Here is a 21,547-nt window from a genome sequence, read left to right on the forward strand (position 1 = left end):
CCACATCACAATTAATAAATCTACACTATGAAAAAAAGAGTTATAATTATCATGGCAATGCTGCTCCAGATTGGGGCAATAAGTCAACTAAAAGCGCAGATAGACCCACATTTTTCGCAGTATTATGCATATCCATTATACTTGAACCCGGCATTAACCGGCGTAATAAATGGTGATACCCGTGTAAACGCGAATTTTAAAAACCAATATGCAACCATCAATAATGCATATCAAACCGGCGCGGTATCTGTTGATTTCAGGCCGACAGAGAAACTTAGTGTAGGGTTTAATGTGCTAAATCAGGCTGCCGGCGATGTAGGTTACAATTACTTTTCGGCTTATGGATCCCTGGGCTATGCCATTGCGGTATCAAATGATGGCTATAAAAAAGTAAGCTTTGGTGTACAGGCAGGTGTTATTAACCGCAGCTTTGATCCCTCAAAAGCACAATTTGGCAGCCAGTTTAATCCCAGCAGCGGCTTTGATCCTACTTTGCCAAGCAATGAAAACTTTTTAAATACAAACGCTACTGTTTTTGATGCAGGTGCAGGCGTTTTTTACTATGACGGCGATCCTTTACATAATGCCAATTTATTTGGTGGTGTAAGCTTAGCGCACCTTGCCCGGTCAAAAGACCCGTTTGCGGTTGATGGCAGCAGCAGTAAATTACCTATACGCTATACTATACATGCAGGGGTGCGCATAAAAGCGTCTGAATATTTTGACGTGATTCCCCATGCCATTTATATCAGGCAGCAAAAGGCCGAAGAAAAGGCGGTGGGAGCCTATTCTGAATTAAAACTACAGGAAGATAAAGGGTTAATATTTGGGGGCATGTACCGTTTTAAAGATGCTGCAATTGCCAATATTGGCTATCATGTTAACAGCCTTATTATAGGTGCCAGTTATGATTTCAATACTTCATCACTTACCAAGGCCACATCGGGCAATGGAGGTATTGAACTATCAATAAGTTATGTATTTCGTAAACATATACAGGAACCGGACGCAATTTGCCCAAGGCTTTAAACTTTTATCAACATGAAGAAAATATTTTTTACAATACTTATACTGATCGTATTTAAAGGGGTTAATGCCCAGTATAGTAAGGACAATCCAAAAGTTTACGGCGACAAAGCATTTACCAATAAGGACTATTACGAAGCCGCCTTTTATTATAAAAGGGCTGCTGATGGATTGAGCCTTACCACCCTGCAGGCTATACCTTATCATGCGGGCGAAAAAGCTAATAAAAAGCCTGCGAAGAAGGAAGACCGGGCGTATTTATGTTATCAGCTGGCAGAATCATACCGCTTGTACGAGAATTACCAGGAAGCCGAAGGCTGGTACTACAAAGTGATCACTGAAAATTACGAAGCGCAATATCCTTTAGCCCGGCTTTGGTATGGTGTGTGCCTGCGGGCCAATCAGCATTTTGATGATGCCATAAAGCAACTGGAACAGTTTAATGCAAATTATAAAGGCGAAAGTAAGTATGGCGATATAGCACGAAAGGAAATAAAGAACTGCCGGTTTGCTAAAGAGCAATATCTGTATCCATTGTTAATTGATGTAGCAAAACTAAAGGATCCTTATGCATCTGATGGGTCAGACTATGCACTGATCCAGCATGATGGAAATAGCTATTTTACTTCATCGAGGTTTGTTAAAAATGATAAGAAACACCTGAACAGGATATACGCACTGACCAAGGATAAACCGGGCGCGGCTACTATTATAGATCTTAAAGGCAGCGAGGGCAAAAATGAACTGGAATACGGAACCCCATCATTAAATGAAACGGGTAAAAGGATGTATTTTACCCGTTGGTATAAACAGGGAAGTAAAACGGTACATGCCATTTATTACAGCGATTTGAATGATAAAGAATGGTCGGCACCCAAAAAAATGAATGGTAATGTGAATGCCGATGGTTTTAACTCCATACAGCCATTTGTAACGGCCGATGGTTTACGCCTGTTTTTTGCCTCAAATAAACCAGGCGGACAAGGTGGCGATGATATTTGGGTAAGTTATCTTGATTTTAATGGCGACGCTGTTAATTCAACCAATTTAGGAAGTACCATTAATACCTCATTTGATGAGGAGGCTCCATATTATGATCAGCCAAACAAAAAACTGATATATAGTTCAAAAGGATTTATTGGTTTGGGTGGATTTGACTTTTTTGAAAGCTTTAGCAAGTTAGATAAATGGAGCGAGCCTAAAAATATGGGTTATCCCATGAACTCGGCAAAGGATGATCTTTACTATTTACCCAATCATGATGATGCTAATAAATTTTACGTAAGCTCTGACCGTGAATCAGACTGTTGCCTGGGCTTGTTCGAGGCAGTTGATAAAAGACATATCCTGTCGGGCCTTGTAATTGATTGCGACACGCATAAACCGCTAGAAGGCGCCAAAGTAAGCTTTATTGATACGCTTACAAAAGATACCATAAAACAAATGGTAGTTAATAAAACAGGTCGTTATGCTTTTGATGTGACCACCAAACGCCCGTATAGCCTTAGACTTGAAAGAGGCTGTTATTTTGCAAAAAATGTTCCGGTAACCGCTTCTGGCACCATGCGCAACGATACTTTATATAACCCTGACATCTGTTTGCAGGCCTATACCCCTGATAAGCCAATTGTTATTAAAAACATATTGTATGATTTTAATAAGGCTACGCTGAGACCGGCATCAAAGCTTGTTTTAGATACGTTGATCATTGTACTAAAAGATAATCCTATAATAAAAGTTGAATTAGGTGCACACACAGATTCAATAGGTTCAGCTAAGTATAACGATAAACTGTCGCAAGCGAGGGCTCAATCATGTGTTGATTATATCATACTAAAGGGTATCGACAAAAGCCGCATATACGCTAAAGGCTATGGAAAAAGGAAGCCGATAGCACCAAATTCGCTCCCTAATGGAAAAGACAACCCAGCGGGGCGTCAACTAAACAGACGTACAGAGTTTAAGGTATTAAAGAACGAGGTAACACCTTGTAAATAAAAATTGCAATACATACAATATGAATTCCGTGACAAGCAATCTGCATGGGCTGCCAAGCAGGTACCTATCAGTTATATTATTATTAGCTACCGGTATGTGTACCTATGGGCTTATGAACTTAAGTAGTGTGGCATTTAGGGTACCAAACTACAGGCCCGACATTGAACAATCAGACAAACTGGTTATTGGCTTATTTAATGTCATTATTGGTATAGTCGCTATTTGTACGGTAGTATTAATTACTAAATGATTAATTGAATTATAGAATATTAATAGTGTAAAGGATTTTAAAATAAGGTTATGATGAAGCAGGATACATTATCAGTAAGCAGACCGTTACTCAAGACCAAAGGTTTTTCAACATTGCATTTACAAATATTTGAATATATACTGATTGGTAAAACCAACCGGGAAATAAACAGGATGCTTGGATATACTGAGCGGTCGCACGCGGTGGTTGACCATTCGCGCAAAGTGATGAATAAGTTGCTGGCAATGGAAGATCTTCATAGAGCAGATTTTACGGAAAGGGTCATATATCCGCGTAAATTTCAGTTTTGGTGGAAAAAAATACTAAATAAACATAAAACCGAACTACAATTAATGGCCATAGCGCCTAAGTTTTATAAATAGCGTATTACGCCATAAAGTGTAGTTAGATGATTTGGATTTATAGAAAAGCAATGAGTACATGATAAATTGGTGTTAAAACAACAATAATCAAATAACCTCTGATTATTTATATATACCTGTAAAAATATATTTTTCATAAAAAGAGCGAAAAATTAACAAAGTGACCAACGGTTTACGGTAACACTTTGGTTTTTAACAGGATATTATATTGATAATTCATATTTATTTTATATCAGTTGTTATATTACTTATACCGTAGGGATAGTGCCGCCATCTATAACATACTCAGTACCACTCAGGTACGCGGCGCGGTCTGATGCCAGGAAAGCCACCAGTTCGGCTACTTCTTCGGGCATTGCCGGTCGCCCCATGGGGATTCCACCCAAAGAATCCATTAAACGTTTTAAGGCGGTTTCATAATTAGTGCCCGCGCTTTTGGCCATGTTTTTAATAAAGGTTTCGGCTGCTTCGGTTTGTATAAAACCAGGAGAAACAGTTAACACGCGCACCCCTTTTTGTGAAACCTCATTTGATAGCCCTTTACTGTAATTGGTTAAAGCAGCTTTGGCAGCCGCATAAGGCAGCGTTGAATCGTAAAGCGGCAGCGACCGCTGAATAGAAGATATATGGATAATTACACCTGAACCCTGGGCTATCATGGCGGGTAATAATCCCCTGTCTAACCGCACGGCTGCAAATAAGTTGGTATTCATGGCTGTATCCCAGTCGTCGTCAGTAAGAACGCCGAAGCCGCCATTGGGTGCGGTGGAGCCACCTGCATTATTGATCAGGATATCAACCCCGCCAAAGCTGCTTAATAGCTCATTGATAACCTTATCGGCTCCCTCACGGGTACTGATATCAGCCTGTATGAAGCGGGTTGTTTCGTGCTGATCTGCAGGGATGGTGCGGGCTGTTGTAATAACCGTTGCCCCGGCTTTTGCCAGCCGCTCGGCAATGGCTTTGCCGGCGCCTTTGGTACCACCTGTAACCAGTACCCGCTTACCTGAAAACTCCTGATCGTTTATTTCAATATTGTTTTTCATTATCGTATTTGTTTATGCTGAATTGCAATGACAAAATTCGTTCAGGCTAATTGCCCCTGCAATAAGGGAATAAGGATTCAGATAGGGATAAATTTATCCCTATGGTCTATTTAATTGGAATGCCCTACCTTTGTTTTATGTACGAAAAAAAGATCCAGATTGATCAGTATTGCGGCCTCGACCTGATAAGGGAAGTGCTGTACGGCAAATGGAAAATCCATCTGCTATATTACATTTCAAAAGGTAAAAAGCGGCCAAGCGAATTGCATCGCGAAATACCGGAGGCAACGCGCCGGGTATTGAATATGCAGCTGCATCAATTGGAAAAACACGAGCTCGTTACTAAAAAAATTTACCCTCAATTGCCTCCCAAAGTTGAGTATAGCCTTACCGCATTTGGCGAAAGCCTGTTGCCGGTAATAGCGCTCATGGGCGAATGGGGTGATGCAAATCGCGATCAACTGCAAAAAATGATCAGCAAAACCCACCCGGAACTGATACAAACAGAGGCTAAAGTAAGATCGATCAGCAGATGAGCAGTTTATTAAAGGATATTTACTCTGTTGGGTTTTACGACAGGTTTGCCGCAGTGCTTTTGGAGGTGATCCCAACATTTAACAAGCAACGTTTTATGGCGCTTACTTTTACCGATGGGTTTGAAAACATGGCGTTAAAGGAACGGATGCGACATAACGCCACCGTGCTGCATGAGTTTATGCCTGCGGATTTCCCAGCTGCCGTAACTGTTATGGAGAAACTCATCACCCGCCTGCGCAAACAGCAGTTTGGTGAAGATAGCCTGGCCATGATGTTTTTACCTGACTATATAGAGGTGTACGGTCTGGATCATTTTGAGCATTCGGTTAAAGCGCTGGAGTTTGTTACCCAGTTTGTAAGTTGCGAATTCGCGGTAAGGCCATTTTTGTTGAAGTATGGTGATAAGATGATAACGCAGATGCAGGCATGGGCATTACACGAAAATTATAAGGTAAGGCGTTTTGCAAGCGAGGGGAGCCGGCCACGACTACCCTGGGCCATGGCCATACCCGCACTTAAAAAAGATCCTTCGCCTGTATTGGTTATTTTAGAGAGACTGAAAAATGATCCGTCTGAATGGGTAAGAAGGAGCGTGGCCAATAATCTGAACGATATTTCAAAAGATCATCCGGCAGTAATGATGATCATTGCCCGCAGTTGGCAGGGCATAAGTAAAGAAACAGATGCTATTATTAAACACGGTTGCCGCACCCTGTTAAAAAAAGGTCATGCCGAAGTATTGGATCATTATGGTTTGGAGAGTAAAAACGTAACCATGAACGGTTTTGAGGTTTTAACACCCAATGTTAAAATAGGGGATGGCCTGGAGTTTGCTTTTTCGGTGAGCAATGATCATTCGGCAGCACAAACAGTTAGGTTGGAGTATGGCGTTTATTATAACAAAGCCAATGGGCAACTGGCCAAAAAAGTGTTTAAGATAAGCGAGAGGGTTTACCAGCCGGGCGAAAAGGCGGATATCAACCGGAAACAATCATTTAAACTGATCACCACCCGTAAATTTTATAGCGGTAAACATCAGCTTTCGATAATCATTAATGGAGAGGAAAAGGAAGTAAAAACCTTTAATATATTTGACTGATATTTTTTGTTGGTGTAGAGTTTATAGTTATGATCAATCCGCTTATTGATTTTTTGAGGCTTTTGAGGTATATCTCAGCAGAGGATGAAGCAATAATTGCTGCCTATTTTGAACACAGGTTTTTTAAGGAAGGCGATTTTTTGTTTAGCGGCCACCGGGTTTGCACCGAGATGTTTTTTGTATGTAAAGGTGTGCTGCGTATTGTAACCAACAACGACAAAGGCATTGATATTACGCACTTTTTTTACAAAGAAAACCAGATATGTACCATACTGCAAAGCTTTAATGACGCAACGCCAACCGATCCGGGTATACAAGCTGCCTGCGATGCCGAGGTATTGGTGATCACTAAAAGTAAACTGTTAGCGTTATATGAGCGGTTGCCTTACATGAAGGAGATCATTGATAAAATAAATCAGCAGCACCTGATTGAAAAGGTGCGGGTAAGGAATAGCTACCTGGGCGAGGATGCCGAAAATCAATATAAGCTGTTTATTATGCAGCAACCTGATATTGCCCTGCGCGTGCCTTTGAAAGATATAGCCAGCTACCTGGGCATAACCCCTCAATCCCTTAGCCGCATCCGTAAAAATATTAGCCGGGATTATTAATCTATCGCCCTGAACATGATATAGGCATCCACATAACCCAGTTGCTGGTGATTAAATCCATTAGGGATAGTGCCGATGATGCTGAACCCCAATTTTTCCCAAAGCTTTACCGCGGTTGTATTGGTACTTACCACAAAGTTAAATTGTATGCCTTTGTAACCCATTTCTTTAGCTATAAGTAAAGAGTGTTCACACAATTGCTTTCCTAATCCCCTGCCCCGGGTTTCGGGATGTACCATGTAACCACAGTTAGCAATATGGGCACCTAAACCAACCTGGTTAGGTTTAATAAAATAGGTGCCCAGTATTTTATGATCTTCTTCTGCAACGTAAACGTTCATGGTTGGTGCAAACCAAAGTTTGGACAGGTCTTCTTGAGGGGTATTGGGATCAAAAGCATAGGTATCGCCTGATTTTATAACTTTTTCAAAAATTTCCCAAACACCGTCAAGGTCGTTTATTGTAGCTGCTCTGATGATCATGTATTATAATGTGCTGTTTTTAAGTATAGCAGGCAAATATACTTATACCATACTTAAACCAGCACGGTACCACCATCAACTATAATATTTTGGCCGGTTCCAAACTGTTGTTTCATGAGGTATAAAAATGTTTCTGCAACATCTTCAGCCTCGCCTACACGTTTAACCAATAAAGAATCGCTGATGGATTTATACAAACCGTCACGATCAGCTTCGGGCATACTATTCCACAGGTTGGTTTTGATCACTCCCGGTACCACACTATTTACTCTTATCGGGGCCAATTCAACGGCCATTGCCCTCACAAAACCCTCCATAGCACCACAAATACTTGACGCTACTGACCAGCCTGCTCCGGGGCGGGCGCTTGCTGTACCACTGGTTAAAGAAATGGAGCCCCCCTGGTTTATGTGCGGTGCGCCATATTTAACGGCTGCAAACGCGCTCCAGTAACGGAGGTTAAAAAAAGTACGAGCCGTTTCTATATCCGTATCGGCAATGGTTTTCAGGTTCAAGTTTTCGCCGGCGGTGTATAATAGGTGGTCGAATGAACCGATCTGATCAAAAAAGTTTTTGATGTTTTTTTCTTCGCTCAAGTCTACCGCGTATCCTTCGCTGCCTTGCGGCAATTCTTTCAGTGCATTGTCAATACGTTGTTGATTGCTTGATGCGATAACAATTTTTGCGCCCTCGGCTGCCGCTGCTTTCGCAGTTGCCAGGCCAAGGCCCGAACTGGCACCCAATAATATTACTCTTTTACCTGCTAATGATCTGTTATTACTTTGATTGTTCATGATATATTTTTCTTTTGATGGCACAAAGTTCCGGACGTTGGGCCCGCATCCACTTACCAAATGGTAAAAACGAATTTTGGTGAGTTGTTTTTTGGGCAGAAAAAGATGAAAAATGCTGTGATTTTTTGTTGTATAACCGGGAAAAATATTTTACATTATAAATATACCATCCGGTATTTTTATAATTACTTTTGCCCCAAATTTATTTAACAGTTTTAAGCTATGTTAAAAAGAGTAGTGGTAACAGGCCTGGGCGCATTAACGCCACTGGGCAATAAAGTGAAGGATTTTTGGGAAAATGTAGTGGCAGGCAAAAGCGGCGCTGCAAGGATAACCCATTTTGATCCCTCTTTATTCAGGACACAGTTTGCCTGTGAGCTAAAAGACTTTAATGCTTCTGATTTTCTGGACAGGGCAGATCTGAAACGGACCGATCCTTTTACACAATATGCGCTCGTAGCATCTGACGAGGCGATCAAAGATTCGGGGTTTGAGTTTAATACCATGGACCCATTTGATGTGGGCGTAATATGGGGTTCGGGCCAGGGCGGTATGGAAACTTTTGAAGAGCAGGTAACCGGTTATGTACAGGGCGACGGGCATCCGCGGTTCAGTCCGTTCTTTGTGCCAAAACTCATTACCAATATGGCCTCGGGGATGATCTCTATCCGCAATGGTTATATGGGCATCAACTATACAACGGTTTCGGCATGTGCCACATCAAACACGGCTATTATGGATGCTTTTAATTATATCCGTTTGGGTAAAGCAAAAATTATTATCACAGGCGGTTCAGAAGCGCCTATAACACCGGCATCCTTTGGCGGGTTTAGTTCTATGAAAGCTATGTCGGCACGTAACGATGATCCGCAGGCTGCTTCGCGTCCTTTTGATGTGAACAGGGATGGTTTTGTGATGGGCGAAGGCGCTGGCGCTTTGGTATTGGAAGAATATGAACATGCTGTAAAAAGGGGAGCCTTTATTTATGGCGAAGTGAGGGGGGCGGCCATGACAGCCGATGCCTACCACATGACTTCTACCCATCCCGAAGGTTTGGGTGCGGCAAAGGGCATGCAACTGGCTCTGCAGGAAGCCGGCGCTGCTATTACCGATGTTGATTATTTAAACATGCATGCCACATCCACCCATGTGGGTGATCTTTCTGAACTGAAGGCAATATTGGCATTAACTAAAGGAGAAAAAAACAAGATCCAGATTGGTGCCACTAAATCAATGACCGGGCATTTACTTGGTGCAGCGGGCGCTATTGAAGCTATTATCAGTTTGCTTGCCATGCGTGACAGTATTATTCCGCCTACTATCAATACCACCACCTTAGACCCGGCCGTACCCCATAGCCTGAACATTGTTTTAAATGAGGCTATTGATTACCAGGTTAATTTAACCATGAGCAACACCTTTGGCTTTGGCGGGCATAACGGTATTGTGGTTTTTGGGAAGGTGTAAATTGCCTTTTGTCGTGCTGAACGCGTGAAGCATAACGTAAGACTTACGAAGTTTTTAAAACTTCGTAAGTCTGGTCGTAGCATAACAAATCCTTATTTACTTATCTGCTTAATCACAGCAATAATATCTTCATCGCCATGTTCTGCTTCTGCGGCCTGGAAGGTTTGGTAAGCTGCCTGTGCCAGCGGGGAGTTTAATCCTTCGGCTTTGGCCAGGCGCAGGTCTTTGGCAATATGTTTTAAGGCAAATGCCGCCTGATAATTATCATTCAAAATAGCATCTCCTTTTATTTTTGCAAAAACGTTGCTCATGGCACCATTATTAATAATAGTGAGCATGTCTTCGGTTTTAATATTATTTTGCTGGGCAAACAGCACTGTTTCGGCCAGGCCTTGCGCGTGAAAACCCAATAGGGTATTAATAGCCAGCTTCGCGCTGTTACCTGCACCTGTATCGCCCACCAGGATGGCCAGCTTGCCCAGTACTTCTAACAGTGGCTTTACCCGCTCAAATGTTTCCGGTAAGCCACCTGCCATAATCACTAACTGACCCTCCTGGGCTTGTTTCACACTGCCTGATACGGGTGCATCTAAATAATCATTACCCTGTTCCCTGCATAAAGCAGCCATTTGTTTGCTGATGCCTGGCGATACGGTACTCATGTTAATAATGATCTTCCCGGTAGTTTTAGCGCTAAGCAAGCCGCTATCTCCATTAAATATTTCGCTAATGGCTTCATCATTGGAAACCATGATGAAAACAATATCGGTTTGCTGTATCAATTCATTTGGCGAGGATGCTATAGCAACTCCCGTCGCTTTTAACGATGCTTCCTTTTCCTTACTCCGATTATAAACAGTTACGGGATATCCTGCTTTTATTAATTGTTGCGACATCGGGATACCCATGTTGCCAAGACCTATCCATCCTATCTTTTTTGTATTCATAGTTGATGTGTTATTTAATTTTTGTGTTGTGCAAAGTTTCACAAACTGTTTGGCAGTATGCTTACCAATTGGTAAAATCTTCTTTACCAATTGTCATTTTCTTACAGCCTATATAGGCATAAACAAAAATAGCGGTGAGTATTAACTCACCGCTATTTTTGTTATTACAGTATGGTTGGATTTTACAAACCAAAAGCTTGTTTTACCTTATCAACATAATCCAGTTTTTCCCAGGTAAACAGTTCAACTTCGCGTTTAAGCTCGCTGCCATCATGGGCAATAAATGATTTCGTTACCACTTCACTTGGCTTACCAAAATGGCCATATGCCGCGGTTTCGCTGTAAATAGGGTTGCGCAGTTTAAAACGGGTTTCAATAGCGTATGGGGTCATGTTAAAGATTTCTTCTACCTTTTTAGCTATCTCGCCATCGTGTAAATTAACTTTAGCAGAATTATAAGTGTTTACATAAATACCCATAGGTTGTGCCACGCCAATAGCGTATGACACTTGTACCAAAACCTCATCGCAAACGCCGGCAGCAACCAGGTTTTTAGCAATGTGACGGGTAGCATATGCAGCAGAACGGTCAACCTTTGAAGGATCTTTACCAGAGAAAGCGCCACCGCCGTGAGCGCCTTTACCACCATAAGTATCTACAATTATTTTGCGGCCGGTTAAACCGGTATCGCCATGTGGCCCACCTATAACAAATTTGCCGGTTGGGTTAATATGATATTTGATCTGATCGTTAAAAAAGTGGGCGTATTTTGGATATTTTGCCTTAACACGGGGTACCAGAATGCTGATAATATCCGAGCTGATTTTGGCCAACATGGCTTCTTCTTCATCAAAATCATCGTGCTGAGTAGATATTACGATGGCATCAATGCGTTGCGGCTGGTTATCATCGCTGTACTCCAGTGTTACCTGCGATTTTGCATCTGGCCTCAGGTATTTGATCTCGCTGTTTTCGCGACGAATGGCAGCAAGCTCTATCAATAAAGCATGAGCAATATCCAATGCCAGCGGCATATAGTTTTCTGTTTCGGCGGTAGCATAGCCAAACATCATCCCCTGGTCTCCAGCGCCCTGTTCTTCAGGGGCTTTACGTTCAACACCCTGGTTAATATCAGGTGATTGCTCGTGAATAGCTGATAGCACACTGCATGAGCTGCCGTCAAACATATACTCGCCTTTGGTATAACCAATTTTGTTGATCACCTCGCGGGCGATTTTTTGTACGTCTAAATAGGCTTTTGACTTTACCTCGCCGGCTAAAAACACCTGCCCGGTTGTTACCAGGGTTTCGCAGGCAACTTTTGAATTAGGGTCAAATGCTAAAAAATGATCAATAAGCGCGTCTGATATCTGGTCAGCAACTTTATCCGGATGTCCTTCTGATACGGATTCTGAGGTAAATAAATATGGCATATAATTTTTTTTATATTTTATTTAACTAATGTAAAAAAAGAAGTGGGTTTGAAACGGATCGTAGTAAAAAGAAGCATTGGTTTTAGCACTTTTTTACGTGGTTGCAATCCAGCCTGGTAAATTCAAGGCAATTAAATCAGTCCACTTTCGGGTGGCAAAAATAAAACAAATTTCACAAAGCCGAAAATAGATTTACTTTTGATGGCTGAAATAATACATATAATTGAAACGTAAAGCGTTATTTATAATAAACCCTATATCGGGCGGCAAGAAAAAGGACGGTGTACCTGAGCTGATAGATCAAAACCTTGATAAAGGTGTATTTGATTCCACGATTGTTTTTAGCGATGGCATATCGCATGCACGTATCATTGCATCGGAGGCAGTGAATAAGTATGATGTAGTGATAGCTGTAGGCGGCGATGGTACTGTAAATGAAATAGCATCGGCCATTGTGGGGAGCAATACAGCCCTGGGCGTGGTTCCTTATGGATCAGGCAATGGGTTGGCGCGGTTTTTAGGCATTCCCATGAACCCGCAACACGCCATAAAAACATTGAGTACCGGCCGGGTTGAAAATATTGATTCGGCCACGGTGAACGGACAGCCATTTTTTAATATGGCGGGTATGGGTTTTGATGCCCACATCAGCGAGGTTTTTTCACATGGCAAAAAGCGTGGCTTTGTATCCTATATAAAATCATCAATGCAGGAAATAGCAACCTATAACGAGCAGGAATACCATATTGAAGTTGATGGAAAGGTTTATAACCGTAAGGCCTTTATGTTAAGTATTGCCAATTCATCGCAATATGGCAACAATGCGCATATATCACCGCGGGCATCGGTGCAGGATGGCTTACTTGATGTTTGTGTGATCAGGAAGTTCCCGTTATGGCGCTTTCCTGAAATGGGTATCAGGATGCTAACCAAAACAGCCGAAGGCACCAGCTATGTTGAAATTATACGCGGCAAGCAAATTAATGTAACCCGTCAAATGGATGGACCTATACATCTTGATGGTGAGCCCCAGATAATGGGTACAGCTATACATATTAATATAGTACCAAATTCGTTAAAGGTTATTGTGGGCCAATCCTATAAAAACTGATATTATGGCTAAGAAGAATTTTACAGGCGTAGTTTATTCAACTGATCCCGATTTTAAATACCAGGAAAATGCGGGTCAAGCCTCGCAAACACTGCCTCCGCAGCAGCAAAACTTTAAAATTTATTTAGATCGCAAAGGCGGGGGCAAACTGGTTACGCGTATTACCGGTTTTATAGGTACAGATGCAGATCTGGAACTTATTGGCAAAAAGCTTAAAACAAAATGTGGTGTTGGCGGCTCGGTAAAAGACGGCGAAATATTGATACAGGGCGATTTTAGGGATAAAATTTTAATTCTGCTGCAAACAGACGGTTATAAGGCAAAAAAGGCGGGCGGATAATATTTAGTGTTACCCAGGCGTTTAAAGCCGCATTAAGTGGCGGCTAAGCGTACAATGTACACTAAAACAAAAATCATGTACTACTGTTGTATAGCACCGCAGGGATTATAAACACTGTATAAAACGTTATTGTAACAGATTAATAACATAATTTTTATTGGGGATTGCTTGATAATCTAAAAAAAAATGGTTTTCATTGCAAATAATTGTCGTGGAAACACACAATATTTATGCTTTGTAACGTTATTTATGACCAATTGGTTACAAAATGTAATTTGGTATTAAAAAATTGTAAAGAATAACATAAAAGATTTTTTTATTTCATTAAAATTCTATTTTTGTTATTCGCTAATTAAAAGCACATTTAACAAACTTATAATATAAACAAAAACTAAAACTAAAATTTAAAAGTAATGGCAAACGCACCAACAAAACCAACTACTCCTATTAACAAAGAAAGCTCAAGTGCATCGGGCATGTTTGCTTCTTTAACTATTCCAATCTGTCTGATTGTAGCAATCTTAATTTATATTTTCATTCTTGGCGATCCAAGCCACTTTAAAGGTGGTGACGTAGTAAACGGTTATCCTGCAGATATTTTCGGAACAGTTCATAAAGGTGGAGTGATTGTACCTTTGATCATGTCGTTTTTATTAATGGTTATCGTTTTCTCTATCGAGCGTTTTGTAGTAATTGGTAAAGCATCAGGTACAGGCAGCGTTGACGCATTTGTTAGAAAGATCCAATCTCAGCTTAATGCAGGTAATATTGCTGGAGCATCTGCAGAGTGCGATAAACAAAAAGGCTCAGTTGCAAACGTTATTAAATCAGCTTTGAAAAAATACGGCGAAATGGAAGCTGAACCAAATTTAGATGTTGACCAAAAAACTTTGGCTATCCAAAAAGATATTGAAGAAGCAACTGCATTGGAAATGCCAATGTTAGAGCAAAACTTAACTATCATCGCTACATTGGTATCTATCGGTACATTAACCGGTCTGTTAGGTACGGTTGTGGGTATGATCGGTGCGTTCTCTTCTTTAGCAACTGCTGGTGTGCCTAACCAGGTTGAACTTTCTTCACACATTTCTGAAGCTTTGATTAACACAGCATTAGGTATTAGTACTTCAGCAATTTCAATTATCATGTACAATGTGTTTACATCAAAAATTGATAAGCTGACTTACGCTATTGACGAAACTGGATTTAGCATTGTGCAAACATTTGCTGCATCACATAAAAATGCCAACAGATAAATATATAAGTGCTTAGTTTTTCGTCCCTGTATACACAAGGAGAACAGGGCATGGATAGTTAATAATAACACTATATATATTAAAAAATTTAAATATGTCAAGGATAAAAGTCCCAAGAAAGAGTACAGCGATTGACATGACCGCCATGTGCGACGTGGCTTTCCTTTTGCTTACTTTCTTTATATTAACTGCAAAAGTAAAAACCGAAGATCCGGTTCCTATCGATGTACCAAAGTCTTCGATACAGCAACCAGTGCCAGAGTCTGATTTTGCTACAATATCTGTAGGTTCTCAGAAGGCATTTTTTGGAGTTGAGGGAACAGATATACGTAAGCAAACCTTAACTCAAATGGGCGAAATTTATAAAACTACATTTACGCGCGAGGAATTGAATAGGTTTTCAACCATTACAGCATTTGGTGTTCCGTTTAGCCAGATAAAGCAGTTTATCGCTTTATCCTCTGAGCAGCAAAAAAAGCTTAACCAGCCCGGTATCCCAAGAGATTCTGTAAGCAATGAGTTATCTAACTGGATCCGGGAGGCTCGTAAAGCTACTGTAGCATTGCATAATACCCAGTTGCGAATAGCCATAAAAGGCGACAGTAAAGAAGAATACCCGGTTATTAAGGATGTTATTGGTATTTTGCAAAAGCAAAAAGTCAACAAGTTTAGTTTAATAACAGATCTTGGCGGCGGCGGTGGCGCTGCTCCTAAAAAATAAAGAATCATGGCAGAATTAGACACCTCCGGGGGAGGCAAAAAAAAGGGCGGGAAGGTACGGAGTAAAAAAGCTTCGACCCGTGTAGATTTAACCGCAATGGTTGATTTAGCTTTCTTATTGATCACATTCTTTATCATGACAACAACACTGGCTAAGTCAAAAGCTATGGACCTTGTAATGCCTGATAAGGATGATAAAACAAAGGACCAGTTAGCAGTTAAAGCTTCGTCATCACTAACGTTACTGTTGGGCAGCGATGATAAACTGGAGTGGTATCTTGGTGAGGCTGGTAAATCAGCCCCTACTATTGATAACTACGGAAAAGATGGTTTGCGTAAAACACTTGTTGAAAAAGGCAAGGATATTATGACATCTACCGGTAAACCCATGATAGTTTTGATAAAGCCAAGTATTAAGTCAACGTATAAAAACGTAGTTGCAGCACTTGATGAAATGAATATCACCAACGTACAAAGCTACGCTATAGTTGATATCACGCCAGCGGAAATTGCTTTATTACAGAAAGACGGTTTGTACAACGATAAGAAATAATATTTTTCGCAAAATAGCGTTATTAATCACCATTAAATCCTAAAAGATGTTCGGATCGAAATTAGACATATTAAAACAGGAATGGATCGACGTTGTTTTTAGTAGCCGGAACAAAGCCTATGGGGCTTATGAACTAAGAAGAGATAACTCAAAAAATACAGTAAAGGCACTTGTTATAGCCATTGTACTATTTGTGTTTATTATCTCTTTGCCTACTATCATCAACAAGATAAAGGGACTTATCCCTAAGCCAGACCAAAAAGTGAAGATAACAGACGTAGTCCTGTTACCTCCGCCACCGGTGGATCAAACTAAAAAACCACCACCACCGCCACCTGAACCACCAAAACCAAAGGTTGACCAGGTACGTTTCCCTCCTCCGGTTGTAAAACCAGATAACGAGGTTAAGGAAAAAGAACCACCAACCGTAAAGGAACTGCAGGTTGCTGACCCTGGGCAAAAAGACCAGAAAGGTGATCCGAATGCCGACATCAGAATTGATGAGCCAGTAGGTAACTCAGATATTAAACAAGTAGTTGAGGCTGATCCTAACCAGATCTTTACCTCGGTTGAGCAGGTTCCGGAGTTTCCGGGAGGTTTGGATAAGTTTGGTGCTTACTTAAGTAAAGCTATCAGATATCCGGCTGTTGCACGTGAAAACGGAACACAAGGACGTGTAATTGTTACCTTCGTTGTGGAAAGAGACGGCTCTTTAACTGATATCAAAGTTACAAGAGGCATCGGTAGCGGTTGCGATGAAGAAGCAGTACGTGTATTGAAAAATTCACCAAAATGGAAACCTGGTATACAAAACGGTCGCCCGGTTCGTGTACAATACAGCGTTCCAATTAGCTTTACATTAGCAAGCGATAATTAGGATAATGCCATTTAATTTTAATAAAGAACAAAAATCGCCCAAAAAGCGGTTTTTGTTTATTTTAGGCACTGTCACCTTTGTTTGTTTTGTCGTTTTGGGCATTATGATCGCATTTTGGGAGCAGTTGCCTATACAGTTACCAAAATACCAGCGATATCTATTTGGAGCATTTGTTATTGCTTACTCCATTCTGCGGTTTTCCAGATTGTTCAAGAAAGATCAGTATGAAGATTAATTTAAATAGTAAATTCTTATTTATTTCGTTGCTTTTACTTGTTGGCTTGCAAGCCTGCAAGCAAAAAGCCACAAAATTTTCTACGGATAATAATTTTAAATCGGGTACCGCCACTTTTGTAGCTGATGATTCGTTTTCACCGATAATTAGCCAGGAACTTTATATTTATAAAAGCTTAAACCCTGCGGCTAATCCAACTATTCTGTACAAAACAGAGGCTGAGGTTGTAAATATGCTCATTAATGATAGTGTACGCGTAGCCATACTTTCCCGGGAGTTGGATACAGCAGAACATTCTGCCCTAACCAAAAGGCAGTTAGTTGTTGAATCTGTACGGTTTGCAACCGATGCTGTAGCGCTTATTGTGAACACTGCTTCAAATGATACATTAATTACTGTTAATGAGTTAAAAAAACTACTTAACGGCCAGGGAAACTTGAGTAGAACTATCGTTTTTGACAATCCTAATTCAAGTTTGGTAAGATATTTGAAGGACTTTGCTGGAAGCAAAGGATTTACACAAAAAAATATTTATGCCCTTAAGTCAAATAAAGAAGTTATTAAATATGTAAGTGAGCATCCGGATGCATTGGGTATAACCGGTTTTAGCTGGTTAAATGATCCGGATAAAGATTATGCTGATTATGTGGATAAAGTTAAAGTTGTTGGTGTTAAAGATGAAGCTAACAAGGAATATCCTAATACATATTTTAAACCTTCGCAGGAATCACTTGTCTTAAAACAGTATCCGCTGAGCCGGGGATTGTTTATGATTAATTGTTCAAGCAAGGTAGGGTTGGCAACAGGCTTTGCTACGTTTTTAGCCAGCTCAACAGGACAACGTATAATTTTAAAATCGGGCCTGTTACCCGATTCAATACCCACGAGGGAGATTAGTTTAAAAAATAAATTTGATTAAAACATGAAAATGATCAGTAAAATAGCCACGGCATCATTAGGACTGGTATTAGTAGGTTCATCAGTTTTCGCGCAGAGTCTCGCTGACGCCAAAAAAGCTATTGACGCGGAACAGTATCAGAAAGCCAAATCGATGCTTAAAAACCTTACGGCTACACAAGCAGACAAGGACGAGAATTTCTTTTATTTGGGATGGGTGTATATTAAACAAGACTATACCGATTCTGCAAAAACTGCCTTTAATAAAGGTATAGCTGTAAATGCAAAATCTGCATTAAACTATGCAGGTTTAGGAGCAGTTGCCCGTTTAGATAAAGATAACGCCGGTGCAACAAACAACTTTAACCAGGCCACTACACTGGCTGGTAAAAATTCCAAACCTTATGTATATGTAGGGCAGGCTTATTTATTACCAATAACAGCCGACGGGAAAGTTTCTCCGGCAGATGCTAATGCAGCCATAAGCGTTTTAACAAAAGGTAAAGCAGTAAACCCTAAAGATGCTGACTTACTTATTGCATTAGGTAATGCTTACCGTTCGCAATTAAAGAGTAATGAGGCTTACCAAAACTACTCTGATGCAACAGCAGCCGACCCTAAAAATCCGGGTGCTAAAGTTGCTACAGGTGTATTGTGGAGATTTGCCAACAACTTTGAAGATTCTGAAAAACAATTTCAGGACGCTTTAGCAATTGATCCTAATTACGGACCAGCTTATCGTGAATGGGCCGAAACAGACCTGCGTTGGTCAATGAACGATCCTAAAATGGCTTCTGTTAAAATAAAGGCAGCATTAGATGAGTATAAAAAATACCTGAGCCTAACAGATCTGTCAATTGAGTCAAGAATGCGTTATTGCGACTTCCTGATCCTTGCCGGTGATTATAAAACCCTGCAGCAGGAAGCAACCGCGTTATCACAATCAGCAGGTAATAATGCCCGTGTATATCGTTACCTGGCTTACTCAGCTTATGAAAATAAGGATTATCCTGCAGGTTTAACAGCCATGAACACCTGGTTCCAAAAAGCAGACCCAAAACGTATTATTCCTCGTGATTATCTGTACATGGGCCGTTTACAAGTTAAATCAGGTCAGGATTCTGCAGGTATCAATACTTTAAGGAAAGCCTTAACGCTTGATACTACACAGGCTGATGTTTATGGTGAAATTGCTTCAAGCTTATATGCTCAAAAGAAATATGCCGAAGCTGGTGATGCTTATAAAGTATACATATCTAAATCACATACCGCAACATTAAATGATTATTTAAAAGAAGGTGTAAGTTATTACAACGCTTTTAAATTGCAATACTATAGTACTGCTAACCCAAAACCAGTAGCCGATACTACTTTATTGGTAAAAGCAGATTCAGCATTTAGCTACATACAGCATAAGGCATCAGCTCCGCTTGCTGCGGTAGCACTTTATCAGGCCAGGGCTAATGATTTAAAAGAGCCAAGCAGGAATACTACCAATGGATATGCTAAACCATACTATGAACAGTATATCACGCTGTTAATTGCAAAACAGCCAGTTGCTGATGCAGATAAACCTTACCTTGCTGAAGCTTATGTTTACTTAGCAACTTACTATGAGTTCAAGGAAAAGGATGACGCTAAAGCCGCTGAAAACTACACTAAAGCGCGTGAAGCCGACCCTACTAACAAACAGGTGTTAGCTTACTTTGCCCGTAAAGGTGGTGCAGGTAAAAGCAAATAATAAAAATTATTAAACAGATTAAGGCCTCTTGAAAAAGAGGCCTTTTTTATTATAGTTGCATTAGTATATTTGCATCATGGAATTACAAAGTTTACCGGTTAATTATTTGCCCATCATATTTCAAATGCTGGTGGCTATAGGGTTTGTGGTAACCACTATGTTTGTAACGCATAAAATTGGTCCTAAGCGTGTTACCCTGGATAAATTGACTCCTTTTGAGTCAGGTATTGAGGTTGTAGGTAATGCCCGTACACCAATGTCTATCAAATATTTCCTGGTAGCCATATTGTTTGTGCTCTTTGATGTAGAGGTGATATTCATGTATCCCTGGGCCGTTAATTTCAGGGAGATGGGTAAAGAGGGCATGATTGAAATGTTCATATTTATGGGCACACTTTTATTAGGTTTTGTATACGTAATAAAAAAGGGTGCTTTAGATTGGGACTAAGTTTAGATTGATTCTAAATATGCCCTCTGCATACTCATAGTGTACATTTTACATCGTTATTATTGTAAATTTGTACTCGCTATCCGTCTTTTTTGGAATAGTAAAATTTCTATTAAAATAGTGCAATGAGTGATATTCAAATAGTTGATGCCCCTGCAGGAATAGAAGGCGCTGGGTTTTTTGCTACCTCGCTTGATAAAGTAATAGGTATAGCACGCTCAAATTCATTGTGGCCCCTGCCATTTGCTACTTCATGCTGCGGTATTGAATTCATGGCAACTATGGCATCTCATTATGACCTGTCAAGATTTGGTGCCGAGCGTTTAAGCTTTTCACCCCGCCAGGCCGATCTTTTGATGGTTATGGGCACCATCGCCAAAAAAATGGCTCCTGTATTAAGACAGGTATATCTGCAAATGGCCGAGCCCCGCTGGGTTATGGCCGTAGGCGCATGTGCATCAAGTGGTGGTATATTTGATACTTACTCTGTTTTACAGGGTATAGATGAAGTAATACCGGTTGACGTTTATGTGCCCGGATGCCCGCCACGCCCCGAAGCTATTATTGATGGCTTTATTAATATTCAAAAATTGGTACAAACAGAATCGCTTCGACGCAGAAATGAGCCTAAGTACCAGGAATTGTTAGCTAAATACGGAATTCAATAATGGCCCAGATACCCAACGAAGAGCTTTTAAAAAGAATTGGCGAAAAGTTTGACCAGCAGGTAACCATAGTAGGTGAGCCGTATGGTTTGCTTACTGTAGAAACCGGTCGCGAACAGATTATTGACCTGTTAACCTTTTTAAAGACCGACGCTGCTCTTCAATTTATATTTTTAACAGACATTACCGCTATACATTATCCTGAACAGGAAAAGCAAATTGGTATTATTTACCATTTGCATAGCCTTACAACAAATACCCGCATCAGGATAAAGGTTTTTTTAACCGATGGCGATGTGCATATCCCTACTGCTACTGTGCTATGGGATGGCGCCAACTGGATGGAACGTGAAACGTATGACTTTTTCGGAGTTATATTTGACGGCCACCCTGATCTGCGCCGTATATTAAATGTCGATGACATGACGGCTTTCCCGATGCGAAAAGAGTTTCCGCTGGAAGACCCTAACCGCGTTGATAAAAAGGACTACTTCTTCGGAAGATAACATATATAGAATTTAGTATCAAGTAGTTAGTATCAAGTATCAAGATTTTTGAAGTGCCCAAACGGTACATGGCAATAGTCTTGATACTTGATACTAACTACCTGATACTGATTAAACAATTATAC

Annotated in this window: 23 protein-coding genes; 18 read left to right on the top strand and 5 right to left on the bottom strand. The window is 40.6% G+C overall.

Features of this window, described 5'->3' with window-relative positions:
• Positions 1 to 27: 27 nt before the first annotated feature.
• The 3 genes from M2273_RS21850 (at position 28) to M2273_RS21860 (ending at position 3,657) form a co-directional block, all read left to right on the top strand.
• Entirely contained in the window at positions 28 to 1,029 is a 1,002-nt protein-coding gene (locus M2273_RS21850; protein WP_429399902.1) for a PorP/SprF family type IX secretion system membrane protein, read from the top strand.
• 12 nt (positions 1,030 to 1,041) lie between these two features.
• Positions 1,042 to 3,024, top strand: coding sequence for an OmpA family protein (locus M2273_RS21855; RefSeq protein WP_429399903.1), 1,983 nt, complete (start codon positions 1,042 to 1,044; stop codon positions 3,022 to 3,024).
• Between the two features lie 300 nt (positions 3,025 to 3,324).
• A complete protein-coding gene (locus M2273_RS21860) occupies positions 3,325 to 3,657 on the top strand; it encodes a hypothetical protein (RefSeq protein ID WP_429399904.1) in 333 nt (110 codons plus the stop codon).
• A 248-nt stretch (positions 3,658 to 3,905) separates the two neighbouring features.
• On the opposite strand, the gene M2273_RS21865 is transcribed toward M2273_RS21860, so the two are convergent.
• Positions 3,906 to 4,703, bottom strand: coding sequence for an SDR family oxidoreductase (locus M2273_RS21865; protein ID WP_429399905.1), 798 nt, complete (start codon positions 4,701 to 4,703; stop codon positions 3,906 to 3,908).
• A 101-nt stretch (positions 4,704 to 4,804) separates the two neighbouring features.
• Here M2273_RS21865 and M2273_RS21870 point away from each other — a divergent pair, with 101 nt between their 5' ends.
• Genes M2273_RS21870 through M2273_RS21880 form a run of 3 tightly spaced genes read left to right on the top strand, consistent with a single transcriptional unit; the run spans position 4,805 to position 6,950 of the window.
• Complete coding sequence (locus tag M2273_RS21870) at positions 4,805 to 5,239, top strand: winged helix-turn-helix transcriptional regulator (RefSeq protein WP_429399906.1); 435 nt, start codon at positions 4,805 to 4,807, stop codon at positions 5,237 to 5,239.
• The gene (locus tag M2273_RS21875; RefSeq protein ID WP_429399907.1) at positions 5,236 to 6,339 is read left to right on the top strand and encodes a DNA alkylation repair protein; all 1,104 of its coding nucleotides are present in this window, start codon (positions 5,236 to 5,238) and stop codon (positions 6,337 to 6,339) included. The genes M2273_RS21870 and M2273_RS21875 overlap by 4 nt, the downstream gene beginning before the upstream one ends.
• A gap of 29 nt (positions 6,340 to 6,368) precedes the next feature.
• Positions 6,369 to 6,950 (top strand): Crp/Fnr family transcriptional regulator, encoded by a 582-nt coding sequence (locus M2273_RS21880; RefSeq protein ID WP_429399908.1) that lies wholly within the window; start codon positions 6,369 to 6,371, stop codon positions 6,948 to 6,950.
• Here M2273_RS21880 and M2273_RS21885 read toward each other — a convergent pair.
• Both M2273_RS21885 and M2273_RS21890 read right to left on the bottom strand, forming a co-directional pair.
• The gene (locus M2273_RS21885; protein ID WP_429399909.1) at positions 6,947 to 7,432 is read right to left on the bottom strand and encodes an N-acetyltransferase family protein; all 486 of its coding nucleotides are present in this window, start codon (positions 7,430 to 7,432) and stop codon (positions 6,947 to 6,949) included. The two genes, M2273_RS21880 and M2273_RS21885, sit on opposite strands and share 4 nt — an antisense overlap.
• Before the next feature lie 53 nt (positions 7,433 to 7,485).
• Positions 7,486 to 8,226, bottom strand: a complete 741-nt coding sequence (locus M2273_RS21890) for an SDR family oxidoreductase (RefSeq protein ID WP_429399910.1) — start codon at positions 8,224 to 8,226, stop codon at positions 7,486 to 7,488.
• Positions 8,227 to 8,448: 222 nt separating this feature from the next.
• Between M2273_RS21890 and fabF the strand changes: the two genes are divergently transcribed.
• Entirely contained in the window at positions 8,449 to 9,693 is a 1,245-nt protein-coding gene (gene fabF / locus M2273_RS21895) for a beta-ketoacyl-ACP synthase II (RefSeq protein WP_429399911.1), read from the top strand.
• 92 nt (positions 9,694 to 9,785) lie between these two features.
• Here the strand turns inward: fabF and M2273_RS21900 are convergent, their stop codons facing one another.
• Positions 9,786 to 10,682 (bottom strand): NAD(P)-dependent oxidoreductase, encoded by an 897-nt coding sequence (locus M2273_RS21900; protein ID WP_429400101.1) that lies wholly within the window; start codon positions 10,680 to 10,682, stop codon positions 9,786 to 9,788.
• Positions 10,683 to 10,822: 140 nt separating this feature from the next.
• Positions 10,823 to 12,073: a methionine adenosyltransferase gene (gene metK / locus M2273_RS21905; RefSeq protein ID WP_429399912.1), complete on the bottom strand. Its 1,251-nt coding sequence runs from the start codon at positions 12,071 to 12,073 to the stop codon at positions 10,823 to 10,825.
• A gap of 223 nt (positions 12,074 to 12,296) precedes the next feature.
• Here metK and M2273_RS21910 point away from each other — a divergent pair, with 223 nt between their 5' ends.
• The 11 genes from M2273_RS21910 to M2273_RS21960 all read left to right on the top strand — a co-directional run bounded on the left by M2273_RS21910 (position 12,297) and on the right by M2273_RS21960 (position 21,422).
• On the top strand, positions 12,297 to 13,184 hold the full coding sequence (locus M2273_RS21910; protein WP_429399913.1) for a diacylglycerol/lipid kinase family protein: 888 nt from the start codon (positions 12,297 to 12,299) through the stop codon (positions 13,182 to 13,184).
• 4 nt (positions 13,185 to 13,188) lie between these two features.
• Complete coding sequence (locus tag M2273_RS21915) at positions 13,189 to 13,524, top strand: translation initiation factor (RefSeq protein WP_429399914.1); 336 nt, start codon at positions 13,189 to 13,191, stop codon at positions 13,522 to 13,524.
• Between the two features lie 413 nt (positions 13,525 to 13,937).
• A complete protein-coding gene (locus tag M2273_RS21920; RefSeq protein ID WP_429399915.1) occupies positions 13,938 to 14,780 on the top strand; it encodes a MotA/TolQ/ExbB proton channel family protein in 843 nt (280 codons plus the stop codon).
• Between the two features lie 94 nt (positions 14,781 to 14,874).
• Complete coding sequence (locus M2273_RS21925; protein ID WP_429399916.1) at positions 14,875 to 15,501, top strand: ExbD/TolR family protein; 627 nt, start codon at positions 14,875 to 14,877, stop codon at positions 15,499 to 15,501.
• Between the two features lie 6 nt (positions 15,502 to 15,507).
• Positions 15,508 to 16,053, top strand: coding sequence for an ExbD/TolR family protein (locus M2273_RS21930; RefSeq protein WP_429399917.1), 546 nt, complete (start codon positions 15,508 to 15,510; stop codon positions 16,051 to 16,053).
• A 46-nt stretch (positions 16,054 to 16,099) separates the two neighbouring features.
• Positions 16,100 to 16,930 (top strand): energy transducer TonB, encoded by an 831-nt coding sequence (locus M2273_RS21935; protein ID WP_429399918.1) that lies wholly within the window; start codon positions 16,100 to 16,102, stop codon positions 16,928 to 16,930.
• Positions 16,931 to 17,154: 224 nt separating this feature from the next.
• Positions 17,155 to 18,084 (top strand): PstS family phosphate ABC transporter substrate-binding protein, encoded by a 930-nt coding sequence (locus tag M2273_RS21940; protein ID WP_429399919.1) that lies wholly within the window; start codon positions 17,155 to 17,157, stop codon positions 18,082 to 18,084.
• Positions 18,085 to 18,087: 3 nt separating this feature from the next.
• Positions 18,088 to 19,803 (top strand): tetratricopeptide repeat protein, encoded by a 1,716-nt coding sequence (locus M2273_RS21945; RefSeq protein ID WP_429399920.1) that lies wholly within the window; start codon positions 18,088 to 18,090, stop codon positions 19,801 to 19,803.
• 76 nt (positions 19,804 to 19,879) lie between these two features.
• Complete coding sequence (locus M2273_RS21950) at positions 19,880 to 20,251, top strand: NADH-quinone oxidoreductase subunit A (RefSeq protein WP_429399921.1); 372 nt, start codon at positions 19,880 to 19,882, stop codon at positions 20,249 to 20,251.
• A 125-nt stretch (positions 20,252 to 20,376) separates the two neighbouring features.
• Complete coding sequence (locus M2273_RS21955) at positions 20,377 to 20,919, top strand: NADH-quinone oxidoreductase subunit B (RefSeq protein ID WP_183566843.1); 543 nt, start codon at positions 20,377 to 20,379, stop codon at positions 20,917 to 20,919.
• On the top strand, positions 20,919 to 21,422 hold the full coding sequence (locus M2273_RS21960) for an NADH-quinone oxidoreductase subunit C (protein ID WP_429399922.1): 504 nt from the start codon (positions 20,919 to 20,921) through the stop codon (positions 21,420 to 21,422). Before M2273_RS21955 ends, M2273_RS21960 begins: the two co-directional genes overlap by 1 nt.
• Positions 21,423 to 21,547: the final 125 nt, after the last annotated feature.

Origin of the sequence: Mucilaginibacter lappiensis (assembly GCF_050433765.1) — a bacterium.
Lineage (GTDB): Bacteria > Bacteroidota > Bacteroidia > Sphingobacteriales > Sphingobacteriaceae > Mucilaginibacter > Mucilaginibacter lappiensis_A.